This is a genomic window from Pseudopontixanthobacter vadosimaris (assembly GCF_012979275.1).
Classification (GTDB): Bacteria; Pseudomonadota; Alphaproteobacteria; order Sphingomonadales; family Sphingomonadaceae; genus Pseudopontixanthobacter; species Pseudopontixanthobacter vadosimaris.
In genome coordinates this window covers 1-21,830 of sequence record NZ_JABASZ010000016.1, presented here as the reverse complement: position 1 = coordinate 21,830, position 21,830 = coordinate 1, and the positions used below count along the sequence as shown (strand labels likewise).

18 protein-coding genes, 1 tRNA gene and 2 pseudogenes are annotated in these 21,830 nt (G+C 61.6%); 15 read left to right on the top strand and 6 right to left on the bottom strand.

Annotated features, from left to right (window positions below; translation table 11 throughout):
* From HG250_RS04495 to HG250_RS04475, 5 genes and pseudogenes are all read left to right on the top strand, one after another.
* A pseudogene (locus tag HG250_RS04495) lies at window positions 1-524 on the top strand (hypothetical protein); the annotation flags it as partial.
* A 4-nt stretch (window positions 525-528) separates the two neighbouring features.
* A complete protein-coding gene (gene tolB, locus HG250_RS04490) occupies window positions 529-1,920 on the top strand; it encodes a Tol-Pal system beta propeller repeat protein TolB (protein WP_170003126.1) in 1,392 nt (463 codons plus the stop codon).
* 66 nt (window positions 1,921-1,986) lie between these two features.
* Complete coding sequence (gene pal / locus HG250_RS04485) at window positions 1,987-2,505, top strand: peptidoglycan-associated lipoprotein Pal (protein WP_170003124.1); 519 nt, start codon at window positions 1,987-1,989, stop codon at window positions 2,503-2,505.
* Window positions 2,506-2,517: 12 nt separating this feature from the next.
* Window positions 2,518-2,658 carry a hypothetical protein gene (locus HG250_RS04480; protein WP_170003122.1) on the top strand — a complete coding sequence of 47 codons (141 nt, stop codon included), beginning with the start codon at window positions 2,518-2,520 and terminating at the stop codon, window positions 2,656-2,658.
* Between the two features lie 3 nt (window positions 2,659-2,661).
* On the top strand, window positions 2,662-3,189 hold the full coding sequence (locus tag HG250_RS04475; RefSeq protein WP_170003120.1) for a J domain-containing protein: 528 nt from the start codon (window positions 2,662-2,664) through the stop codon (window positions 3,187-3,189).
* Window positions 3,190-3,252: 63 nt separating this feature from the next.
* On the opposite strand, the gene HG250_RS04470 is transcribed toward HG250_RS04475, so the two are convergent.
* A complete protein-coding gene (locus HG250_RS04470) occupies window positions 3,253-4,578 on the bottom strand; it encodes a cystathionine gamma-synthase family protein (protein WP_170003119.1) in 1,326 nt (441 codons plus the stop codon).
* Between the two features lie 294 nt (window positions 4,579-4,872).
* Between HG250_RS04470 and HG250_RS04465 the strand changes: the two genes are divergently transcribed.
* Window positions 4,873-5,091 (top strand): hypothetical protein, encoded by a 219-nt coding sequence (locus tag HG250_RS04465; protein WP_170003118.1) that lies wholly within the window; start codon window positions 4,873-4,875, stop codon window positions 5,089-5,091.
* A 115-nt stretch (window positions 5,092-5,206) separates the two neighbouring features.
* Here HG250_RS04465 and infC read toward each other — a convergent pair whose 3' ends face one another.
* Both infC and pdeM read right to left on the bottom strand, forming a co-directional pair.
* On the bottom strand, window positions 5,207-5,725 hold the full coding sequence (infC, locus tag HG250_RS04460) for a translation initiation factor IF-3 (protein ID WP_170003116.1): 519 nt from the start codon (window positions 5,723-5,725) through the stop codon (window positions 5,207-5,209).
* Between the two features lie 120 nt (window positions 5,726-5,845).
* Window positions 5,846-6,553 (bottom strand): ligase-associated DNA damage response endonuclease PdeM, encoded by a 708-nt coding sequence (pdeM, locus tag HG250_RS04455; protein ID WP_170003114.1) that lies wholly within the window; start codon window positions 6,551-6,553, stop codon window positions 5,846-5,848.
* Between the two features lie 44 nt (window positions 6,554-6,597).
* On the opposite strand from pdeM, the gene hemF reads away from it, so the two are divergent.
* The 3 genes from hemF to HG250_RS04440 all read left to right on the top strand — a co-directional run bounded on the left by hemF (window position 6,598) and on the right by HG250_RS04440 (window position 11,655).
* Window positions 6,598-7,494, top strand: coding sequence for an oxygen-dependent coproporphyrinogen oxidase (gene hemF, locus HG250_RS04450; protein ID WP_170003112.1), 897 nt, complete (start codon window positions 6,598-6,600; stop codon window positions 7,492-7,494).
* A gap of 154 nt (window positions 7,495-7,648) precedes the next feature.
* Window positions 7,649-9,481 (top strand): M1 family metallopeptidase, encoded by a 1,833-nt coding sequence (locus tag HG250_RS04445; RefSeq protein WP_240956915.1) that lies wholly within the window; start codon window positions 7,649-7,651, stop codon window positions 9,479-9,481.
* A gap of 83 nt (window positions 9,482-9,564) precedes the next feature.
* Window positions 9,565-11,655: a RelA/SpoT family protein gene (locus HG250_RS04440; protein ID WP_170003128.1), complete on the top strand. Its 2,091-nt coding sequence runs from the start codon at window positions 9,565-9,567 to the stop codon at window positions 11,653-11,655.
* Here HG250_RS04440 and HG250_RS04435 read toward each other — a convergent pair.
* Entirely contained in the window at window positions 11,652-12,614 is a 963-nt protein-coding gene (locus HG250_RS04435) for a peptidylprolyl isomerase (protein WP_170003108.1), read from the bottom strand. The genes HG250_RS04440 and HG250_RS04435 overlap by 4 nt on opposite strands.
* Window positions 12,615-12,730: 116 nt before the next feature.
* On the opposite strand from HG250_RS04435, the gene HG250_RS04430 reads away from it, so the two are divergent.
* Window positions 12,731-12,820, top strand: a tRNA-Ser gene (locus HG250_RS04430).
* A gap of 178 nt (window positions 12,821-12,998) precedes the next feature.
* On the opposite strand, the pseudogene HG250_RS13120 reads toward HG250_RS04430, so the two are convergent.
* Both HG250_RS13120 and HG250_RS04425 read right to left on the bottom strand, forming a co-directional pair.
* Window positions 12,999-13,142, bottom strand: a pseudogene (locus HG250_RS13120) (IS5/IS1182 family transposase); the annotation flags it as partial.
* A 376-nt stretch (window positions 13,143-13,518) separates the two neighbouring features.
* On the bottom strand, window positions 13,519-14,670 hold the full coding sequence (locus tag HG250_RS04425; RefSeq protein WP_170003106.1) for a sensor histidine kinase: 1,152 nt from the start codon (window positions 14,668-14,670) through the stop codon (window positions 13,519-13,521).
* 389 nt (window positions 14,671-15,059) lie between these two features.
* Between HG250_RS04425 and HG250_RS04420 the strand changes: the two genes are divergently transcribed.
* The 5 genes from HG250_RS04420 to HG250_RS04400 all read left to right on the top strand — a co-directional run bounded on the left by HG250_RS04420 (window position 15,060) and on the right by HG250_RS04400 (window position 21,649).
* Window positions 15,060-17,612, top strand: coding sequence for a sensor domain-containing phosphodiesterase (locus HG250_RS04420; RefSeq protein WP_170003104.1), 2,553 nt, complete (start codon window positions 15,060-15,062; stop codon window positions 17,610-17,612).
* Window positions 17,613-17,778: 166 nt separating this feature from the next.
* Entirely contained in the window at window positions 17,779-18,780 is a 1,002-nt protein-coding gene (locus HG250_RS12935; protein WP_170003102.1) for an endonuclease/exonuclease/phosphatase family protein, read from the top strand.
* A 16-nt stretch (window positions 18,781-18,796) separates the two neighbouring features.
* On the top strand, window positions 18,797-19,309 hold the full coding sequence (locus HG250_RS04410; RefSeq protein ID WP_170003100.1) for an alcohol dehydrogenase catalytic domain-containing protein: 513 nt from the start codon (window positions 18,797-18,799) through the stop codon (window positions 19,307-19,309).
* On the top strand, window positions 19,306-20,058 hold the full coding sequence (locus HG250_RS04405; protein WP_170003098.1) for a L,D-transpeptidase: 753 nt from the start codon (window positions 19,306-19,308) through the stop codon (window positions 20,056-20,058). The genes HG250_RS04410 and HG250_RS04405 overlap by 4 nt, the downstream gene beginning before the upstream one ends.
* 331 nt (window positions 20,059-20,389) lie before the next feature.
* Complete coding sequence (locus HG250_RS04400) at window positions 20,390-21,649, top strand: SAM-dependent methyltransferase (protein ID WP_170003096.1); 1,260 nt, start codon at window positions 20,390-20,392, stop codon at window positions 21,647-21,649.
* Window positions 21,650-21,830: the final 181 nt, after the last annotated feature.

Here is a 21,830-nt window from a genome sequence, read left to right as displayed (position 1 = left end):
GGTTGCGCGCAACCGCCGCACCCCGGCCAACTCCGCAGCGCAGCGCCGCGCCTGCTGCTGCCAAACCAGCACCCGCGCGAACCGCTGCTGCGAAGCCGGCGGCAAGTCCCCCGAAACGAAGCGGCGGCAGCCGGATCGGCAGCGATTTCCTGCCCGGCGCCGGAACCAGCGAGACCAGCAACGAAACCCGCAGTGTGGCGGCAGCCTTCGGCGCGACCGAACAGGCGGCATTGTCCGCAGCGATAAACCGGCAGCTGAAGCCGCATTGGCGCGCGCCGCAGGGGGTGGATGCCGATCAGCTGGTGACGGTGCTTACCTGGGAATTGAACGAGAACGGTTCCCTGAAGGGCCGGCCCCGCGTGGTGAGCCAGAGCGGCATCAATGATTCCAACCGCCCGCAGGCGGAGCTTCATGCCGAACAGGCGATCCGCGCAGTGCAATTGGCAGCGCCTTTCAATCTGCCGTCCGAATTCTACGACAAATGGAGGCGCATCCGTGACTGGCGCTTCGACAGAAGGCTGTAAGATTATGAAGAAGCTGACAATCCTCCTCCTTTCGGCAGCAGCGTTCCATGCCATGCCGGCCATGGCGCAGGATCTGGGCCAGGCGCCGCCGCCCGACGGCACGGTGGAAACGCTGGAAGAAGAAACCTCCGGCCTCTCGGGCAGCGTCACCGACGACACCGCGTGGCAGGATCTCAGTATCGTCATTCCCGGCTTCGCGACCGACCGGAACGCGGACACGGCAGCGAATGCCAGCGGCACCGCGGCTTTGGGGAAGGAAATAGCCCGCGTAGTCTTCAACGATCTGCGGAATAACGGCCTGTTCGAACCCGTCGGGCCCGATGCCCTGCCGCAGCCGTCCTACAGCCAGATTACCGCCCCTTCGTGGCCGGTCTGGGGCAATCGCAACGCCCAGATGCTGATCCAGGGGTATGTACAGGCGGGCGCCGACGGTCGGCTGACCGTCGGCTGCTACCTGTATGACGTGGCCTTGCAGGACGAACTCGCCCGCGCAGGATGGGTCGTGCAGCCGGGCGACTGGCGGCGCGCTGCGCATAAATGCGCCGATCTTGTCTATGGCCGCCTGTCGGGCGAAGACCCGTTCTTCGACAGCCGCATCGCCTATATCGCCGAAACCGGGCCGAAGGATAACAGGACCAAGCGCCTCGCCATCATGGACAGCGATGGTGCCAATCACCGATTCATCACGACGGGCCGTTCCACCGCGCTGACGCCGCGATATTCGCCGGATTACCGCCAGCTTACCTATCTCAGCTATGTCGACGGCAACCCGCGCATCTATGTCTATGACATCGGCACCGGGCGGCAGACATTGGTGACGGAAAGCGCCAACCCGACCTTCGCGCCCCGCTGGTCGCCCGATGGACGCTTCATCCTCTATTCCATGGCGGTGAACGGCAATACCGACATCTACCGGGTGCCGGCGACCGGCGGCACCAGCACCCGTCTGACCGACACCCCGGGGATCGATATCGGCGGATCCTATTCGCCCGATGGCAGCCGCATCGTGTTCGAAAGCGACCGGTCGGGCAGCCAGCAGATCTATGTGATGAATGCCGACGGATCGGGTCAGCGCCGCCTCAGCTTCTTCGGCGGGCGCGCGGCTACGCCTGAATGGAGCCCGCGCGGCGACCAGATCGCCTTCACGCATATCGGCGGTAATTTCCGCATCGCGGTCATGAACCCCGATGGAAAGAACATCCGCTATCTGACCAACAGCTGGCAGGACGAGGCGCCGACCTGGGCACCAAATGGCCGGATCGTGCAATTCTTCCGGACCGAGCGCGGTTCGGGCGATACGGCGCTGTGGCAGGTGGACCTGACCGGCACCAACGAACGCCGCCTGGCCACTCCGGCCGACGCGTCCGACCCATCCTGGGGACCGATACTGCCCTAGCATCATTGCATTGACACCGGGTCTGCAAACCAGAAGAGTTTCTGATCCAAACAGGAGGTAGCACGAATGAATACCCGCATTGCCATCATCGCTCTTTCGGCTGGCGCATTGGCGCTTGGCGCGTGCAAGAAGGATCCGCCGGAGTCGTTGCCGCCCGAACCGCTGCCGACCACGGCCAACAACACGCCCGCGACCGATCCGAATGCGGGGATGAGCGGACCCGGTACGCAGAGCCATTTCGAACAGATGGTCAATGGTCAGAACGTGATCTATTTCGATACCGATCGCTACAATATCGACAGTGCCGATGCCGCCGCCCTGCAGATGCAGGCCCGCTATCTGGCACAATATCCGAACGTCACCGTGACCGTCGAAGGTCATGCCGACGAACGCGGCACGCGCGACTACAACCTCGCCCTGGGCGAACGCCGCGCTAATTCGGCCAAGAACTATCTGGTCAGTCTGGGCGTGCCCACGGCCCGTGTGCGTACCGTCAGCTATGGCAAGGAACGCCCCGTGGCGCTGGGTTCCAACGAACAGGCATGGGCGCAGAACCGCCGCGCCGTCACGGTCGTGGTGAACTGATCGCCGTGTGACATGACGCAGGGGCGCGGCAGTTCCGATCGCCGCGCCCCTGAAGTTTTCAGCCGCCGCGCCGAACCCATGCTGCGGCAGGCCGAGGTGGCGGTGGAGCGGATTTGCGCCTATGGGATCGGCCATGCATTTCAGGACAGATGATTGATGGCCGGCCGGTCGAACGATTGGGGTTTTCCGCGCTGGCGCAGCTATGGCTCCAGCCGCGAAGCGACGACGGTGCGCATTTGCGACCGCCACAATTGTGAGGAAAAGGGCGATTGTCCCGCCCCGAAAAGCCCGAACAGCCCCGACCGCTGGTATTTCTGCCAGAGACACGCTGCCGAATATAATCGCGGCTGGGACTATTTCGAAGGGCTGGACAAGGAAGCTGCCGCGGCGCGCGCCAAGAGCGAGCAGAGCGAAAATGCCGGTTATGCCGAAGCACAGCATTATGGCTGGGGCGGTTCCGGCGACGGTACGCGCAGTTCCGACGAGTTGCTGGCGCTCGAGGTGCTGGAACTGGGCACCGATGCGGATTTCGAAACCGTAAAAAAAGCCTGGCGCAACAAGGCGAAGGCGGTTCACCCCGATGTAAAGCCCGGCGATGCCGAAGCGGCGAAGCAGTTCCAGACCTTTCAGGTCGCCTATGAAGTGCTGAAGCAGGCCGAGGAACGGCGGGAGTGGAAGGGTTAGGCAGACCTGAAAAGGGGCCTGCTTCGCAGCAGACCCCCTTGCAGGCTTGATCGGCCGTAGCGTTCAGACCGCTTCGAGCGCCTGCTCGAAATCAGCGATGAGATCGTCGGCATCCTCGATACCGATAGAGATACGCACAAGGCTGTCGGTGATGCCCAGCTCCTGACGGCGTCCGTGGGCAACCGAAAGGTGAGTCATCGAAGCGGGGTGACTGGCCAGCGTCTCCGTTCCGCCGAGGCTGACCGCCAGCTTGGCGATCTTCAGGCTGTCGAGGAACCGGAAGCAGGCGTCTTCCCCGCCCTTGAGGAACAGGGAGAATGTTGATCCTGCCCCCAGGCAGTGACGATCGTAGATGTCCTGCTGGCGTTCGTCCCTGATCATGCCGAGGTAGCCCAGACCATCCACTTTCGAATGATCCTGCAGGAAAGCGCAGACCTTCTCGGCATTTTCGCCAGCCCGCTGCATCCGCAATTCGACGGTCTCGAGGCTGCGGAGCAACATCCAGGCGGTGTTCGGATCGCAGATGCCGCCCATGGTGTTGCGCAGGGCGCGCACCGGGTCCATCCACTTCTTCGCGCCGCCGATACTGCCCGCGACGAGGTCGGAATGGCCGCCGACATATTTGGTCAGCGAATAGACGACGATATCGGCCCCGTGCTGCAGCGGGCGCTGCCAGAGCGGCCCGAGGAACGTGTTGTCGATGGCGATGGGAACACCGTTGTCGTTACCGCCGAATGCCGCGTCGCGTGCGTCCTTCACCGCCTCGATATCGACAAGGGCGTTGGTGGGATTGCCGGGGCTTTCAAGATAGATCATCGCGACCTTGCCGCCCTGATCCGTTGCCTGCTTGCCCGCCTTGGCCAGTACCGCATCCAGTTCCTCGCGCGTGGCGCCGGCGGGGAAATCCACATAGGTGACACCGAACTTGCTCAGAACCTTGGCGATGAAACCCTCGCTGGCGGCGTAAAGCGGCCCGGAATGGACAATCACATCGCCGGCCGAACAATAGGCCAGCATCAACACGCAAATCGCGGTCATGCCGCTGGAGAAGCACAGCGCATCTTCCGCGCCGTCCCATATGGCGAGCCGATCTTCCAGGATTTCCTGATTTGGACCGTTGAAACGGGAATAGACCAGCCCTTCGGCACCGCCGGGCCGCTGGCCGGTGATCCCTTCGAAATGCCGCTTGCCCGCAGCAGCGCTTTCGAAAGCGAAGGTGGAGGTAAGAAAAATGGGGGCCTTCAGCGACCCTTCGGAAAGTGCCGGGTCGTAACCATGGCCCATCATAAGCGTGCTGGGCTTCACCTGGCGGCCGGCGATGGTGGTGATTTCGGGTTTGGGCTTGCGGCGCGGGGTCGGGGTTTCCGCGGCATCGACAGCATCGGTCATGTCGGAGGCTTCCTTGCAATTTCCCCCAGGAAGGCGGGGGTGGATGGTTAGGGGCGGCTGAGGGGCGACCGGGGCTCCTGACCTCCGCAGGAACGCATCTTCGCCACGCGCTTGACTGTCACGGCGATTAATTCCGGATGCGCAGCTTTACAACCACAGAACCGGCCCGGGTGCCGGCAAAAAATTCGAATGCGCTGGCAGGAGGCTATCATGCGACGCGCTGCCACAGCTTCTGAAACAGATCAGGCCCCCCCGCCGTCGGAGCACTACACTCGACCATAGAAGGATGATTGCATGAAGATTCGCAATCTACTGGCGCCGCTGGCCGCAGTCTCGCTGGCTGCCAGCCCGGCTGCTGCACAAACCGTCCAGCGCGATGCCGCACCGGTATCGGCCGAAGACGAACTGTCCGGCAGTTCGGCAACCATTCCCATTCTCTTCGCCCTGATCGTGGTCGGCATCACATTCCTGATCGCCAATGGTGATGACGACGACAATTTCATCAGCGTCTGATCAGTCGGCCTGACGAATAAAAGGCGCGCCGTTGCGGCGCGCCCTCTTATACATGCAGAAAACTCGCCTGCAACATGATCGCCGCTGGAACAACCATATCGCAGCCATCCGGCGCTTATTTCGGTGAGAGCACCATCAGCATCTGACGGCCTTCGAGCCTGGGAAAAGCTTCGACCTTGGCCGTTTCCGACGTGTCGTCCTGCACCCGCTTCAACAAATCCATACCCAGGTTCTGATGCGCCATCTCGCGACCGCGGAACCGCAGCGTCACCTTCACCTTGTCGCCATTATCGATGAACTTGTGCACATTCCGCATCTTCACGTCATAATCATGCGTGTCGATATTGGGCCGCATCTTGACCTCTTTGATGTCCTGCGTCTTCTGCGACTTGCGGGCGGCATTGGCCTTCTTCTGCGCTTCGAAGCGGTGCTTGCCGACATCGAGGAACTTGCAGACCGGCGGATCGGCATTCGGCGATACCTCGACCAGGTTGAGGCCGACGCCGGCCGCCTGTTCGATCGCTTCGCGCGTGTACATCACGCCGACATTCTCGCCGGTTTCATCGATGACGCGGACCTTGTCGGACTGGATCATGTTGTCGTAGCGCGGGCCGCTCTTGATGGGCGGTTGCATGGTGCGCCGGGGTGGACGGGCTATGGGGCAGTCTCCTGAAATTGCCGTTTTGTAGGCCGCCGATATAGGGAGCCTTGCGCCATTGCGCCAGTGTTCAGTTGCACCCCTGTTCTTATTGCGTCAGGCGGCGGCTCGCCACAGGGGGAACTGCACCAGCCGCCCTGCTGCCGGCAATACCGCATCGATCTGAGAGGCAGGCTGCATCGCCTGCAGAATGGCGGGGTCGGCGGCATCCATCCCACCGGTCAATGCGCCGAAAGCGGGCAGGATCATCCGCCCCGAACCCCTCGCGTCACGGCTGACGACCGTACAGGCCCGCCGTATCCTGCGCCGGCGAACCGAAACTTCGAGGCGCGGGTGGTAATGTCCGGAAAGCTCGGGACGCGATTCGCCCTTCAGGGCACGGTGGCGGAGAACCACGCCGTCGATCAGCAGTTCATCCGCCATTGTGCCGCCGGCTTTCACCTCCGCCGCCTTGCCTTCGGCATCTTCATCGTGGTTTCCGGTGATCCAGACCCAGTCGACGATCCGCGTCAAGGCGGCCAGCATCCCGGCGGCGTGCGGTTCCAGCCGGTCCGTGCCGCCTGCATCGTGGAAATTGTCGCCAAGAGTATAGACTCGCCGTGCGCCGGATTCGCGGATCGCCAGTGCGACTCTCTCCAGCGTTTCGCGGCTGTCATAGGGCGGCAGCATCTGCCCGTGCCTTGCGAAAAAACTGGCTTTTTCCAGATGCAGATCGGCCACCAACAAGGCATTTTCCCGCGGCCAGAAGACCGCGCGGCCCGTGGTCAGCAGGAATTCCTGATTGGCGAACGAAAGGGGAACCATTCGTCCCACTTGCCGCAAGGCCAAACAGGTGGCAAGCCAAAAGCATGACGACAGGCGACTCCCCCCCACCCGACGACTCCGCCGATCCGGCGACCGATAGCCGCACGGCCCAGGCCCGCGCCTGGTTCGAGGATCTGCGAACCCGTATCTGCACTGCCTTCCAGACGATCGAACAGGAGCAGGGCAGCGACGCGCGATTCGACTTTTCCGAATGGCACCGGGAGGAGGAAGGCAATCCGACCCCCGGCGGCGGGGTGCGCGGCGTGATGAAGGGCAAGGTCTTCGAGAAGGTCGGCGTCAATGTCTCGACCGTACATGGCAATTTCGCGCCGGAATTCGCCGCCAGCGTGAATGGCGCCAGTGCTGAGAATCCGGGCTTCACCGCCACCGGCATCAGCCTGGTCGCCCACATGGCCAACCCGCGGGTGCCGGCGGTACATATGAACACCCGCTATCTGACGACGGGCAAGGCATGGTTCGGGGGCGGGGCCGACCTCAACCCGCCGATCCCCTATGAAGACGATACGGCGGAATTCCACGCCGCCTTCCGTGCGGCCTGCGCGGCGCATAATCCCACCTATTATGACCGGTTCAGCAAATGGGCGGACGAGTATTTCTACATCCCCCACCGCCAGTGCCATCGCGGCGTGGGCGGGATCTTCTACGACCACCTCGAATGCGAGGACGACGCGGCTTTCGAGCGGCACTTTGCCTTCACCCGCGATGTGGGGGAGGCATTCCTTTCGGTCTTCCCGCGCATCGTCCGGCGACGGATGGACAGCGATTTCGATGAAGTGGACCGTCAGCGCCAGCTGGAATGGCGGGGCCGTTACGCCGAATTCAACCTCGTCTATGACCGCGGCACCCTGTTCGGCCTCAAGACCGGTGGCAATATCGACGCCATCCTGATGAGTCTGCCGCCGCACGCTGTCTGGAACTGAGCTTCAGCGATATTTCATGTTCCTGCCTGCATGCCGGGCAAGAACCCTTCCGGAGATTTCCATGCGTTTCGCCCCTCGTTCCATTGCTGGCGCCCTGACCCTGCTTCTTGCCTCGACTGGTTGCACGACAATGCCTGCTGGGTCGCAGAACGCCATGCAGACGGCAACCGTGGATAGGGCGATGGTCGCCCCCATCCTGACCAGCGCGGATGCCGTGGACGAGCTGAGTTTCGCGCAGCCGCAGATCGCGCGGGTGACGCATGTCGATCTCGACCTCGATCTCGACTTCGCGAACCGCAACCTGGGCGGCACGGCGGTCCTCGACATCACGGCGCGACCCGGCGCGGACGAGATCATCCTCGACAGCGATGGTCTGCGGATCGCTTCCGTGACCGACAGCGCCGGCAAGGCGCTGCCCTTCACCGTTGGCGAACGGGTGGAGGGCAAGGGAGAGCCGATCACCATCGCCATCGGCGATGCGCGGCAGATCGCCATCCGCTACGATGCGGCGCTGGATGCAGGCGCTTTGCAGTGGCTTGCGCCAGAACAGACCGCCGGGGGTGAGCATCCGTTCCTGCTCAGCCAGGGGCAACCGACGCTGAACCGCACCTGGATCCCGACGCAGGACAGCCCCGGCATTCGCCAGACCTGGGAAGCCCGCGTGAGCGCACCCGAACCGCTCAACGTGGTGATGTCCGGCCTCAGTGGCGGCGAACCTGTGGCCGCGCCGGGCAACAGGCTTATCTTCACCTTTGCGATGGACAAGCCGGTCGCACCCTATCTGATCGCGATTGCGGCAGGGGATATCGAATTCCGCGCGCTTGGCCCGCGCACCGGCGTCTGGGCCGAACCTGCAATCATCGACCGCGCTGCCCATGAACTGGCCGATACCGAACGCATGGTCGCCGCCGCGGAAGATCTTTACGGTCCCTATCGCTGGGGCCGCTACGACATGATCGTCCTGCCGCCCAGCTTCCCCTATGGCGGCATGGAGAACCCGGTGATGACCTTTCTGACGCCGACCTTCATCGCCGGCGACCGTAGCCTGACCGGCCTCGTCGCGCATGAACTGGCGCATAGCTGGTCGGGCAATCTGGTCACCAATGCCAACTGGACCGACAGCTGGCTGAACGAGGGCGTGACTTCCTATTTTGAAAACCGCATCGTCGAGGAGATCTACGGCGAGGAACGCGCCGACCAGGAAGCGGCGCTCAGCTTTGCCGCGATCGAGAATACACTGGCCGAGGTCGGCATGGATGCGCCCGGAACAGCCCTGCACCAGCCGGTGAATGCCGATCCGGTCGGCAGCGCCATCGTCTATGACAAGGGTGCTTATTTCCTGCGCACGGTCGAAAGCATCGTCGGGCGCGAACGCTTCGATGCCTGGTTGCGGCAGTGGTTCGACAGCCACGCCTTCCAGCCCGCCACATCCGCCATGCTGCTGGAGGATATGCGCCGCAATCTCCTGCGGGGCGCGGCCGAGGCGCAGCGCCTGCAACTGGCCGAATGGATCTACGAACCCGGCCTGCCCGGCAATGTCGCGCGGCCCGATCCCGCAGCCTTTGCCGAGGTGGACGCCGCCGCAGGCGCCTATGCCGCGAAGCGCCGCCTGAACAGCGACGCCTGGGCGGGCTGGTCCTCCGCCGAAAGGCAACGCTTCCTGGCCGAGATACCCCGCGATCTTACCGACGCGCAGCTTGCTGCGCTGGATCGCGCGCTCGGCCTGTCGGCATCGGGGAACAATGAAGAGCTGTTCCTCTGGCTCGATCTGGCGCTCGCCAATCGCTACGATCCGGCGGTGCCTCTGGCGGAACGCTTCCTGGCGCAGGTCGGGCGGCGCAAATTCGTCGCGCCCCTGTTCGAAACACTGATGGAGCAGGATGAATGGGGCCAGCCCATCGCCCGGCGGATCTACGCCAGGACCCGCTCCGGCTATCATTCCGTGACGACCGGAACCGTGGATGCATTGTTGCAGCCGAAGGGCTGAAAACGGGAATTCGCTGCGCAAATTCGCAGGGCAGGGCGCATTAGCGCTTGCCCTGCGGCGTGCAATGATCACATTTAGCAATGATGCTGCGCCAGTATGAATTAGTCGAGAAGGTCAAGGAATATGACCCGGACGCGGACGAAGCTCTGCTGAACCGGGCCTATGTCTATACGGTTCAGAAGCACGGCAGCCAGAAGCGCGCCAGCGGCGATCCCTATTTCAGCCATCCGGTCGAAGTGGCCGGGCTGATGACCGACCTGAAGCTCGACCAGGAAACGATCATCACCGCGCTGCTCCACGATACGGTGGAGGATACGCTCGCCACGATCGAGGATGTGGAGCATAATTTCGGGCCGGAGGTGGCCCGGCTGGTCGATGGGGTAACCAAGCTGTCGAAGATCGACGCCATGCCCGAAGACGAGCGGGCGGCCGAAAATCTGCGAAAGTTCCTGCTTGCCATGAGCGAGGACATCCGCGTGCTGCTGGTCAAGCTGGCCGACCGGCTGCACAATATGCGCACGCTGCATTTCATCAAGAAGCCGGAGAAGCGCCAGCGCATCGCGCGCGAGACGATGGAAATCTATGCGCCGCTCGCCGAACGCGTCGGCATGTATGAATATATGCGCGAGATGCAGGCGCTGGCCTTCGAACAGCTGGAGCCGGAAGCCTATGCCACCATCACGGGCCGGCTGGAGCAGATTCGCAACCAGGATGGCGGGCAGGTCGATGCCATCGCGCTCGCCATCAAGCAGGCGCTGAGCGAAGCGGACCTGAATGTCGAGGTCTCGGGGCGCGAGAAGCAGACATACTCGATCTGGCGCAAGATGGCCGAACGGCACGTCAGCTTCGACCAGGTGAGCGACATCATGGCGTTCCGCATCCTGTGCGAGGACGAGATCGATTGCTACCGTGCCATGGGCGTCCTGCACAAGACCTGGCAGTTCATCCCCGGCCGGTTCAAGGATTACATCTCCACGCCGAAGAACAACGGCTATCGCAGCCTGCACACGGCGCTGATGTATGAAAATTCGATGCGGGTGGAGGTGCAGATCCGCACCAGGGAGATGCACCGCACCAATGAATTCGGGCTGGCGGCGCATTGGGCCTACAAGCAGGGCGAACGACCCGACGGGCAGGTCGGATGGCTGCGCGACCTGATCGAGATCGTGGATGCCAGCCACGATGCGGAGGAACTGCTCGAACATACCCGCATGGCGATCTATCAGGACCGCATCTTCGCCTTCACGCCCAAGGGCGGGCTGTTCCCGCTGCCCAAGGGCGCGACGCCGGTGGATTTCGCCTTTGCCGTGCATACCGATCTCGGTGCCCACACCGTCGGCGCCAAGATCAACGGACGGCACATGCCGCTACGTACGCCGCTGAACAATGGCGATGTTGTCGAGATCATCAAGGGCGGCGATGCGCAGCCGCAATTGTCTTGGCTGGGCTTTGTCGTCACGGGTAAGGCGCGGGCCGCCATTCGCCGTTCGGTGCGCCTGAAGGAGCGCGCCGAGGTCGCCGAACTCGGCACCAAGCTGTTCGACGAGATCGCGGCGCGCCTGCCCACCCGCATCGGAAAGAAGGCGACCCGCGCGGCTATTAAGCGGCTGGGCCTCGAGGACGAGGAAGCGCTGATGTATGCCATCGGCGCGGCCAAGCTGGACGACCGCGAGGTGATGGAGGCGCTGGTGCCGGGCAGCACGGCCAATCTGGCCGAAGAGCCGGACTGGCCGCAGCAGGACCGCGTCATCTCGATCAAGGGGCTGACCGCCGGTGTCGGTTTCCACCTTGCCGAATGCTGCCACCCGGTGCCCGGCGACCGGATCGTGGGGCTGCGAAAAGCGGGCGAAGGGGTCGAGGTTCACACCATCGACTGCCTGCAACTGGCCAGCGGGATCGATGCCGACTGGCTCGACCTGTCATGGGGGCGGCGTTCGCATGGCGCATTGGGGCGGATGCGGGTCATACTCTACGACAGGCCGGGTACATTATACGAGATGGCAGGGATTTTCGCCAAGAACCTGGCGAATGTCATGGCGCTGGAACAGGTCACCCGCGACACCCCGTTCCAGACCTATGAGGTGGAACTGGAGGTGCAGGACCTGGCACATCTGACCCGCATTACCAGCGCCCTGCGCGCCAGCGACGCGGTGGCGCAGGCCGAGCGGATCTAACCCGCGCCTGCCTGCCGCACCGGCACGGGGATGTTGCAGATGTCGGCGCCGCCTGCCGGTTTGATGAAAAACGGATCGCGGCGATTGGCCCGCGCATCGGCATAGTTTGCGAAGCTGGCGCTCTCGGTGGAGAGATATTCGAACGCCGGACGTTCGCTTTCGGGCAGATCGGCGGCCAGTCGGACAGACCGGATCGGCACCCGCTGTGCCGGATCTTCGTAGAAGCTCAGATCGCCGGTGCCGCGCGGCAGGCTGGACAGATGTTCGATCCCCTCGACCACGCGGCCAACCAGCGCGATGTTGCGGTCGAGGTGGCGCGGGGCATGGCCGATGACGGTGTAAAGTTCCGCGCCGGACCCTGCATCGGGAGAATAACCGCGTCCCACGCCCACCATGCCATAGCAATGAACGGGCCACCGGCTCAGCCTTCGCGTGTTTTCATCGATCTCGAAGGCGAACGGCCATCCTGCGTCGAACCCTGCCCAATCCGCATAGCTGTCGACCAGCGACTGCTTCGGGTGCCATAGAACGATCGCCCCTTCTGCTCCTGCTGTCGAGATTTGCAGATACTGCTTCGCACCGATCGGATTCAGATCGCCCGGAAGGGCGCGCGCCCTTGCCGCATCTTCCGCATCCGCATCGCCCCATTGCACGACGTAATTGTCCTGTACGCGATTGATGCTGACACCGTCGTACCAGCCAGCCCGCGCGAGGATTCGGATGTTTTCAACCCAGGGCTGGCTGAACGGTGGCGGCATCAGCTGGATGACGACGCGCCGATCATTGCCGTCCCGATCGGGCGCAAGCTCCATGACGAGCAAATCCTCGGCGGAAATCGCCTGCCAATCCGCCGCGGGAGCCGCAGCGACGATGGCATTGGGCGAAGGGGCATCCTGCGCCGGCGCGGCGCTGGGGAGAAGGGCGATGGCGAGGGCGGACACGGTGAGAAGATGGTTCATCGTCTCGCATCGTGCCACTGCCTGGCGCATTCGAAAAGACCCTCTCGGAAATAGCTGGCCGAGCGCGCTTGCCATCGGGCCAGCGCGCGGCTAGGGCGCGGCTCGCAAAGGCATGCGGAGCGGTGGCCGAGTGGTCGAAGGCGCACGCCTGGAAAGTGTGTAAAGGGGCAACTCTTTCGTGGGTTCGAATCCCACCCGCTCCGCCAGTTGCGCTTGCCATAGCGCGTCATACCATGCCAAAATCTGTTGGAAATCCGGCGTTCTGTCCAAATCAGACAGGCGCTTTGTGCCATACCGTGCCACCAATGCGCGACCTCATCGGGGTATCGGCGGTGGCGCGATGCGTTGCCGTTCATCGGCTCAGTTCCGATTTCGTCGATAGACGCCGCGAAGAGAACGCTGTCGATGCACGTCAGCGCGGGTTAGGCCGGCATGGACGGCGAATTCTTCCGCTCCGACCAGACCTTCAGCCTTGCGGCACTTCACGCTTGTCTCGAACAGCTTGCGCAACAGATCGCTGCCGCGGAACCCAAGTTGCAGTCATTTTGATTGATCGGATTCCCGTTCCGGAAGCCGGCGACAGGATGGGTCATGCAGCGTCAAAAACCAAATCATGCTTAGGAACAACTTCCTTTCCGGTTGTTTCGAAACGCAGGTGTGCATCCGTCGAACGCGGCCGCAACCGGCGCCTTTGCCTGGGCATGAAGAACGTCAGGGCAACCGAATGCCTGGTTCAGCAGGGCCACGGCCATGATAGAATGGGAAAAGGAACTAAACACATTATGAATGAATAATGCGCATGCAAGACCGCGAACTTGCCACTCAAACTGATCTATAGGTTGGGCCGGAACGCTGACCTTCCTTCAAGCGCCAGCTGTTTTTGGATATTTGATCCTAATCGCGATCATCCATTGACCTCCGGCTCAAGTCCGAAATTCTCGTCGACGAGCCGAACCGCCAGACCCTCGCTTTCGATCCGATTGAGGTCGGGTTCGATCGATGCCATCGGCGATTGCAGGCGGTAGACGAATTCGCCATCTGAAAACTCGCGCGTGGCCTTGCCGCGGAGCATCACGGGTATGATCCGGGTCAGCAGCTTCGTTCCAAACCCCTCGTATTCGCCCTGTTGGAACGGCTCCTCCGCTCCAGGGGCGAGCTGTTCGCGCCATTCGAGTACGAAGTAGTCCGCGTCGTGTTCGGATTCACACACCCTCCAATCGATCGATATTCCCATATCCTCCGATTGCGAAAGAGAATATTTCTGCGCATTGGTTGCGAGCTCGTGCAACGCGAGACTGATCTGCTGCGCCGCTTCGGAGCCGACCCTGACCGATGTTCCGCCGAGATCGATCCGCCCAGGGAAAGTCTGGAGCAGAGGATCGAGCTGCTCGCGTACCAGCCGTTCGAGATCTTCCGAGGCATCGCCCTCGGCGTGCTTCACCACAGTGGTTGCCTGCGCCAGCGCGCGGAGGCGGCCGACAAGAGTGTCGATGAATTCCTCCTTGGAGCCAGATTCCTTCGCGCTCCGAGCGGCGAGCGAGCTGACGACAGAGAGCAAGTTGGCGCTGCGGTGCACAGCCTCGCGCGCATGGACAGCAAGTTTGGCATTGAGCTGGCGCAATTCTTCTGTCCGGCTGGCGACCTGTTCCTCAAGCGCCGCGAGCGTTGCTTCGTGTGCAGCTACCTCCTCCTCCAATTGCGCATTGGCCTGCGCCAGCACACCGGGGGACGGAAGCGCGATCAGATCCGGTATCAGACGGAACAAGATGATCGCCGTAATCATGGAGGCCAGTCCGGTGGCGAGCTTAAGCGCGCCGATCCATGGGTAGATCGGCCACCACAGAGTCACGATGCCGGCAAGATGGGTCAATCCGCACAGCAGGATGAAGCTGGCGAATAGCACGACGAATGCCGCCGCCGGCACATCCGTGCGCTTTCGCAGGACGGTGACGAGCGCAGCCGGGATCGCCATATAGGACAGGAAGATCAGCAGGTCCGAACCGGCCCACAGCATGACCAGCCATGGTTGCCACAGCAGGCACATTCCGTGCGGCATGTAATCGCCTTACTCGATGATGTGGCGCATATATAAAGCCCTTCCACCCATGCCCGCAATTGCGTTCAGTGGGTCTTGCCGCCAATCTTGGCGGAGTGCAATTGCCAGTGAAACGAGCGAAGCGGTTTCGTCATGGTTAACCCACGGGTGCAGGAATAGCGGCGCTCTGCCTTGTCGGTTCTGCCTCGTCGATACGGCATATTGGCGCGCCCCGAAAATGCTTGCGACGCAGTTAACCGTTCCGGAGGCCTGACATGCAGCAGCTCGTGACGAGCTTCAGCCGGGCGCATATTCGCTCGAGGCGTAGATGGCGACCGGGAAATACGCGCGACCTACCCTGCAGCTGGACGGTTAGGGTTTTCGTAAACCACTGCGAATAAAGCGGCGCTATGCAGCCACCTGATCACAATGCTTTTTTGACCAACGAACAGGCCCAGCTAGCGCTCTCGCAGGGTCTCGCTGCATTCGACCCGGCGCCGGATCTCGAGTTGGACCTGCTCACGAAACTTGCCTCTCACACGTTTCGGACGGAGAGCGCCGCCATCTGTCTTGTCGATGGATATCGCCAACGGTTCACGTCTCCGCGTGGCCTTCCGGTGAGGCCCTCCCCGGCGATTGTCGCCTTTTGCGCCCGTACCATCTCCCCACGCGAGACGATGGTCGTGCTCGATGCCCGCACCGACGATAGATTTCGGAATAATCCGCTCGTAGCCGGAGATCCGAACCTCCGTTTCTACGCCGGAGCGCCACTGTTCTTGAGCTCGGGACACTGTCTGGGAGCGCTCTGCGTGATCGATTCGGCACCGCGCGCAGACTTCACAGCGGATGACGTTACCCAGCTCGAAGGCCTGGCGACAATCGCAACCAGCCTGATCGAAGCGCGGCAAGAAAAGAGGGGCGCGACAATCGCCAGCAGTGTCGTCGAGGCGACATCCGATACAATCCTGGCAAGCGACCGCGATAGGAAAATCCTCTTCTGGAACAAGGCGGCCGAGGAGATGTTCGGCTATACTCGGGAAGAGGCGCTCGGTCGAAATGTAACGCTCATCATTCCCGAAGAATTCCGTATGGCGCATACGGCGGGCTTCGATCGGGTCGCGGCCGGCGGACCGAAAAAGCTCGTAGGATCGACAGTCGAACTTGAGGCGCGCCACTCAGGTGGAGACATTTTCCCGGTCGAATTTTCGCTTGCCGAATGGGGAGACAGGGACGGTCAGGGCGGGTTTGCGGCTATCATCCGACATATTGCAAAGCGCAAGGCGCTCGAGGCCGAACGAAATCAAACGCGCGAGTTCTTCGATACGGTAGTCAGCAACCTTCCCGCACTGTTGTTCGTGAAAGATGCGCATTTACTGAAATATCTGTTCGTAAACAAGCATGCCGAACGGTTGATCGGGAAGACTGCCGAGGAGATGATCGGAAAAACCGACGGCGAGTTATTCCCTGGTGTCGGCAATGACTATGAACGTCGGGATTCAGCCGCGGCTTCCAGCACCCGCCCCTCCGTTTACGAAAGCGAATTTATCCGAAACGACGGACGGCACCTCCATATCAGGACCACGCGCATTCTGGCAGCTGGCTCCGAGCACGAGCGACAGTATCTGATCGGAATTTCCGAAGACATGACGGCCTTCCGCCACACAGAGAAGCAGAATTACAAGCTCGCTCGTTATGACACGCTTACCGGCCTGTTCAATCGCTCGAGCTTGCTCGGGCTGCTCGAAAACCTGGTAGAGAGAGGCGCCCCCTTCGCGCTGCTGAGCATCGACCTCGATCGGTTCAAGGCGGTCAACGACCAGTACGGACATCTGACCGGGGACGAGGTTCTGCGTCGGTTCGCCGCATTTCTCAAGGAGCTTGCAGCGGATGGCGAGGAATTGGCCAGGATCGGAGGCGACGAGTTCATCATAATTATCGAAGGGGAAAGATTGCGCGAGAGAGCGGCTGGATTTGCGGAACAACTGATCGAGCGAACGGCTCGGCCGATCAGGGTCGGCAAAATTCCGGCTTATATCGGAACTTCGATCGGCATCGTGATCCACCCCGATGATGGAACCGCAATCTCGAAATTGCGCGAGAATGCCGATCTCGCTCTGTATCGGGCGAAAAACGAGGGGCGCGGCCTCACGCGCTTCTTCAACGAGGATATGGACGCGGAAAGGCGCGACCGCCAGTTAATGGAAAAAGAACTCCGTCAGGCGGTCGAGAACGGCGAGATCAAACTCGCATATCAGCCGCTTGTGGAAGCCGCCACGGATAAGGTCACAAGTGTGGAAGCGCTCGCCCGGTGGGCGCACCCGCAGAGAGGATATGTAAGCCCCGAAATGTTCGTGTCGCTTGCAGAAGACTGCGGCATCATCGAACACCTCGGAAACCACGTGCTACGAACCGCATGTCTCGAGGCGCGGGGATGGCCATCGGAATTGCGCCTGGCGGTGAACCTGTCGCCGCTCCAATTCCAATCGAACAATCTCGTTGAGGCGGTGCGGAAAATCCTGGAGGAAACTCAATTCGCCCCCGGGCGGCTAATGCTGGAAGTAACGGAGCGTCTCGTCATCCAGAATGTCGAACAGACACTCGCGCAACTCGAAGGATTGCGGGCGCTCGGGATCGAAGTCGTCATGGACGACTTCGGTGTTGGTCACTCGTCACTCAACTATTTTCATCGATTTCCGTTCGACAAGGTCAAAATCGACAAATCGTTTGTTGCGGAAGTCGAAACTTCGAAAGCTGCGAAGGCAATCATCACCGCCGTCGTGGGTCTGGGCCGGCAGCTATCGATGGGGATCGTCGCGGAGGGGGTTGAAACCGAGAGTCAAGAAAAGCTGCTGGTAAAGCTCGGCTGCACTCACCTCCAGGGCTATCTGTTCAGCAAGCCGATCTCGGGAGAAGACGTCAGGAAGCTAAATCTGGAACGGTCCGGTCTAAGGGCTGCCGCCTGAAATATCTCGATGTCGATGTAGATCGCGTCGTCCGCCGTGACCCGCTTGCAATATTGCGGGTCCGGGTTGTCACTGATCCGATCAATGAAGTGCAAGGGAGTTCTTGCGTTGAGCGAAAGCCCTCCTTAATGTTGGCTGAACTACAAAAGAATTAGTTTCGCGCCGCGTGCAGTTCAGCGCGCGACAGGAGGTTGTCATCAGAAAATTCGCCGCCACGCTCTTCGTGATCGCAGCTTTGTTGCTCGCCGCCGTCCTTGTCTCGCTCGTCCCGAGCGACGCCTGGTTCATCAGAACGGTAGACCTTGTGCGAGAACCTTTGATCTATCTCGCTGCACTCCTTCTGATCGTGGTTCTGTTCGTCGGATCGAGCTGGCGCTGGGCGACGATCGGCCTTCTCGCACTGACTATTGGTCTGAACATCTGGCGACTCTGGCCCTATTCGGCGCTGGCACCGACGCAGATCGCGTTGGCCGAAACTGCGCAGACGCGCAGCGATGACCGGTGCTTTTCGGCGATGTCGGTCAATGTGAAGGTCAAGAATACGCAATATGCCGAGGTCATGGAACAGGTGCGGCGGTATGATCCCGACCTGCTGTTCCTGATGGAAACCGATCAGGCGTGGGTTCAGGCTCTGGAGCCGGTGCTTGCGGAATATGATCATGTGCAGCGGCATCCGCAGCCCGAAGCGTTCGGGCTGGTCTTCGCAACGCGCTTGCCCGTCCTGAAATCCAATGTAGTCGAAAATACCTATCGGGACACGCCGACGCTGTATGCCACGGTCCAGCCGCAGGGGTCGGTGCCGATCGAATTCATCGGCCTTCATCCCAAGCCGCCGCTGCCGGGCTGGAACACCGAGATGCGCGACGAGAACATCGTGAACGCCGGCACGCAGACGCCGGACCGCCTGCCCAATGCCATCGTCATGGGTGACTTCAATGATGTGCCATGGTCGCGCACCACGACCGAGTTCCGCGAAACCGGAAACTGGCGCGATCCTCGTATCGGGCGCGGCACTTTCGCCACGTTCCCTGCCGATTGGCTGCTCCTGGGCTGGCCGCTCGACCAGATCATGGTGAAGGGCGATATGAAGCTGCAATCCTTCGAGGTTCTGCCCCACAACAGCTCCGATCATCGGGCAATCATTGGAAATTTCTGCGGACCGGCCTAATCTCAGCGCAAATAGGGTGCCTATCCGTCTGCCGGCCCTTGATCATGAGGCTTTCGTTTATGCCGCTCAGCTTCAACCGGCGGGGCTGCGGACGAACGGTGTGCTGATCGACATCACGCATTGCGGCATCTATAATTCGGATCTGCATAATGCCCGAAACGATTGGGGGCACACGATCTATCCGGTGGTTCCCGGGTATGAAATCGTCGGCACTGTCCGTGCCGTCGGGAACGAGGCAGGCCTGCACAAGGTCGGGGACCGGGTGGCGATCGGCTGCATGGTGGATGCCTGCATGCATTGCGATCATTGCGAGGCGGGGCTGGAGCAATGTTGCATGACTGGCACCGATAATGGCAAGGACAGGCAGGACGGCTCCATCACGTTCGGCGGCTATTCCGACCAAATCGTCTGCCGCGAGGATTTCGTCCCGAAAGGCGAAAAAGCGACGCCCGTCGTATATGAGGGTCGCTCACGAAACCAATTTGGCCTGGTGACGTTTGAATGGCTTGTAGAAGGATCCCAAAAATGAGATTTTCCCGTCAACTCCTTGCCGGTTGCATGGTTTTCGCACTGGCCGCCTGTGACCTCAGCATCAATTCCGAAGATCCGGACGTTGACACCGGCGCCGATCAAGCAGCGGTCACGCCGCAACAGCCAGATCGGATGCAGATGGCGGAACCGGAGCCCGGCGAAGGGTTCAACGCCGAATCTGCCGACCGGGCGCGTCAACTTGCGCTGGGTTCCGGCACCGAACAGCAGCGGATGCAGGCGCGCCAGCAATCCCGCCGAGACTTGCAGGATTTGCGGGTCGAGGTTGATCTGAGCGACAGGAAATTGCGGCTCTTCCAGGGTGACCGGTTGACGGCCGAACATGACGTCGCCGTCGGTACGGAAAAATGGCCCACGCCGACCGGATCGTGGGAATTCCACCGCGTCGATATCAACCCGGAATGGAACCCGCCGAAAAGCGAGGAATGGGCCGAAGATGCGGAGCAGCAGGCTCCGGGATCGGCGGAAAATCCGATGGGCCGTGCCCGGCTGGTCTATCGCATGCCGAATACGGTACATGGCACCGACGATCTGAATTCGCTTGGCAAGGCATCCTCGCATGGCTCGCTCCGGGTTGCCAATGAGGTGGTGCTCGAACTTGCGGAAACCCTGCTCAAGGCGGGCGGTGCGTTCGAGGGGCAGCAATGGTTTCGGCAGATGACGCAGAACCGGACGAATGAATACCAGGTTCCGCTGGAGCAGCGCATCCCCATCAGGGTTCAGGAATGACCTCGCCCGTTTCGCTTGTATAAATAAACTTCTCGGCCGCAGGGTCGCCGCCGAGGGATCGCGAGAGCAGGATTCGCGCCCGCTGCGCCCAGTCTAGTGCAGCGGCAGCGCGTTCACCGCTGCCGCTGACGGCACGGCGCGCTTCCAGTCCGGTGAGGAAATCGGCAAGCCCGGCGAGTTAGCAGGGGAAGGGGACGGATCGTCGGATGCGTGCGCCAGTCTACCGCCTGGCGAATGGCATGGATTGCTATCCGCACATCCGGATTATATTTCCCGATGCTACTCGGCGTGACGAAGTCCGAACAGTGACGGTAAGATTACGAGGACCGAAATGAGCAAAATGTTGGTGAGCCGCTATCTCGCGTCGATCGTGACCCGGGGCACTCTGCAGGTCACCTTCGCCGACGGGACGCGGCAGCTGTTCGGAAAACCTGCTCCCGGCTTTCCGGACGTGGCCTTGACTTTCACCGACAGCAAGGTGCCGCGCGACATTATGCTCGACCCGCGGCTGGGCGCTGCGGAAGCCTTCATGAACGGGCGTCTGACCTTGCAGCAGGGCGGGATCATGGAACTTGTCGAACTGCTGCGCTCGAACGCCCCCTGGGACCGCGGCGGCACGATCGGCAGGCCGAGCAGGCTCCGGCGGATCGGCAACCGGATCGCCTTCGCTCGCGAGGCGATCAACAATCGGGTGGGGTCGCAGCGCAATGTCGCGCATCATTACGACATCGGCAACGATCTCTACCACCTGATGCTCGATGCCGAACATATGCAATATAGCTGTGCCTATTGGGCCGATGGCGTAGAAACGCTGGGCGAGGCGCAGGAGGCCAAGCTCGCCCACATCGCGGCCAAGCTGTTCTTGCGCAATGGCAATACCGTTCTGGATATCGGGTGCGGGTGGGGCGGGATGGCGATCTATCTCGCCAGCAAGTTCGACGTGCGCGTCACCGGAGTCACACTCTCGCAGGAACAGCTGACGCTGGCGCAGACGCGTGCCGAAGCGGCCGGTGTAGCGGATCGCGTCTCCTTCGAACTGATTGACTACCGCCAATTGCCGGAACGGGGCAAACGCTACGACCGGATCGTTTCGGTCGGGATGTTCGAACATGTGGGCCGCCCGCAATTTGCTGCCTTCTTCAGGACATGCGGCAATCTGCTTGCCGATGACGGTGTGATGTTGCTGCACACCATAGGTCGAATCGGCACGCCGGGGGTCACCGATGCCTTCACGCGAAAATACATCTTCCCCGGCGGATACATTCCGGCCCTGTCCGAAACCGTTGCTGCCAGCGAGAAGGTGAGGCTGATCGCCAGCGACGTGGAGATGCTGCGCCTCCATTATGCACGAACCCTGAGGGCCTGGTATGCAAATTGCCTGCAGCACCGGGATGAGATCGTCGCCATGTTCGACGAACGATTCTTCCGCATGTGGACCTTCTATCTGGCGGGCGCGACCTCCAGCTTCGAGAATGGCGGCATGTGCAACTACCAGATCCAATATTGCCGCGACCGGCGCGTACTGCCCCTGACGCGGGACTATATGGCGGAGGCGGAAGCATCATTCCGCATGCGAGGTGACGCCGGCTAAGTTGGGGCAGCTGCGCCCCGTCACCTGGCGTGCAGCAGGTGCAGAACTTTTTTGGCAAAAACCCGTTGACCCGAATCGAGGTGATCCATATATGCCTTTTCACCGGAGCGGCGCAGACGGTTTTTACCGGCTTCGCGGTTTTGGTCGCCAACATATCGGGACAGGTGGACCTTCGTTTTAG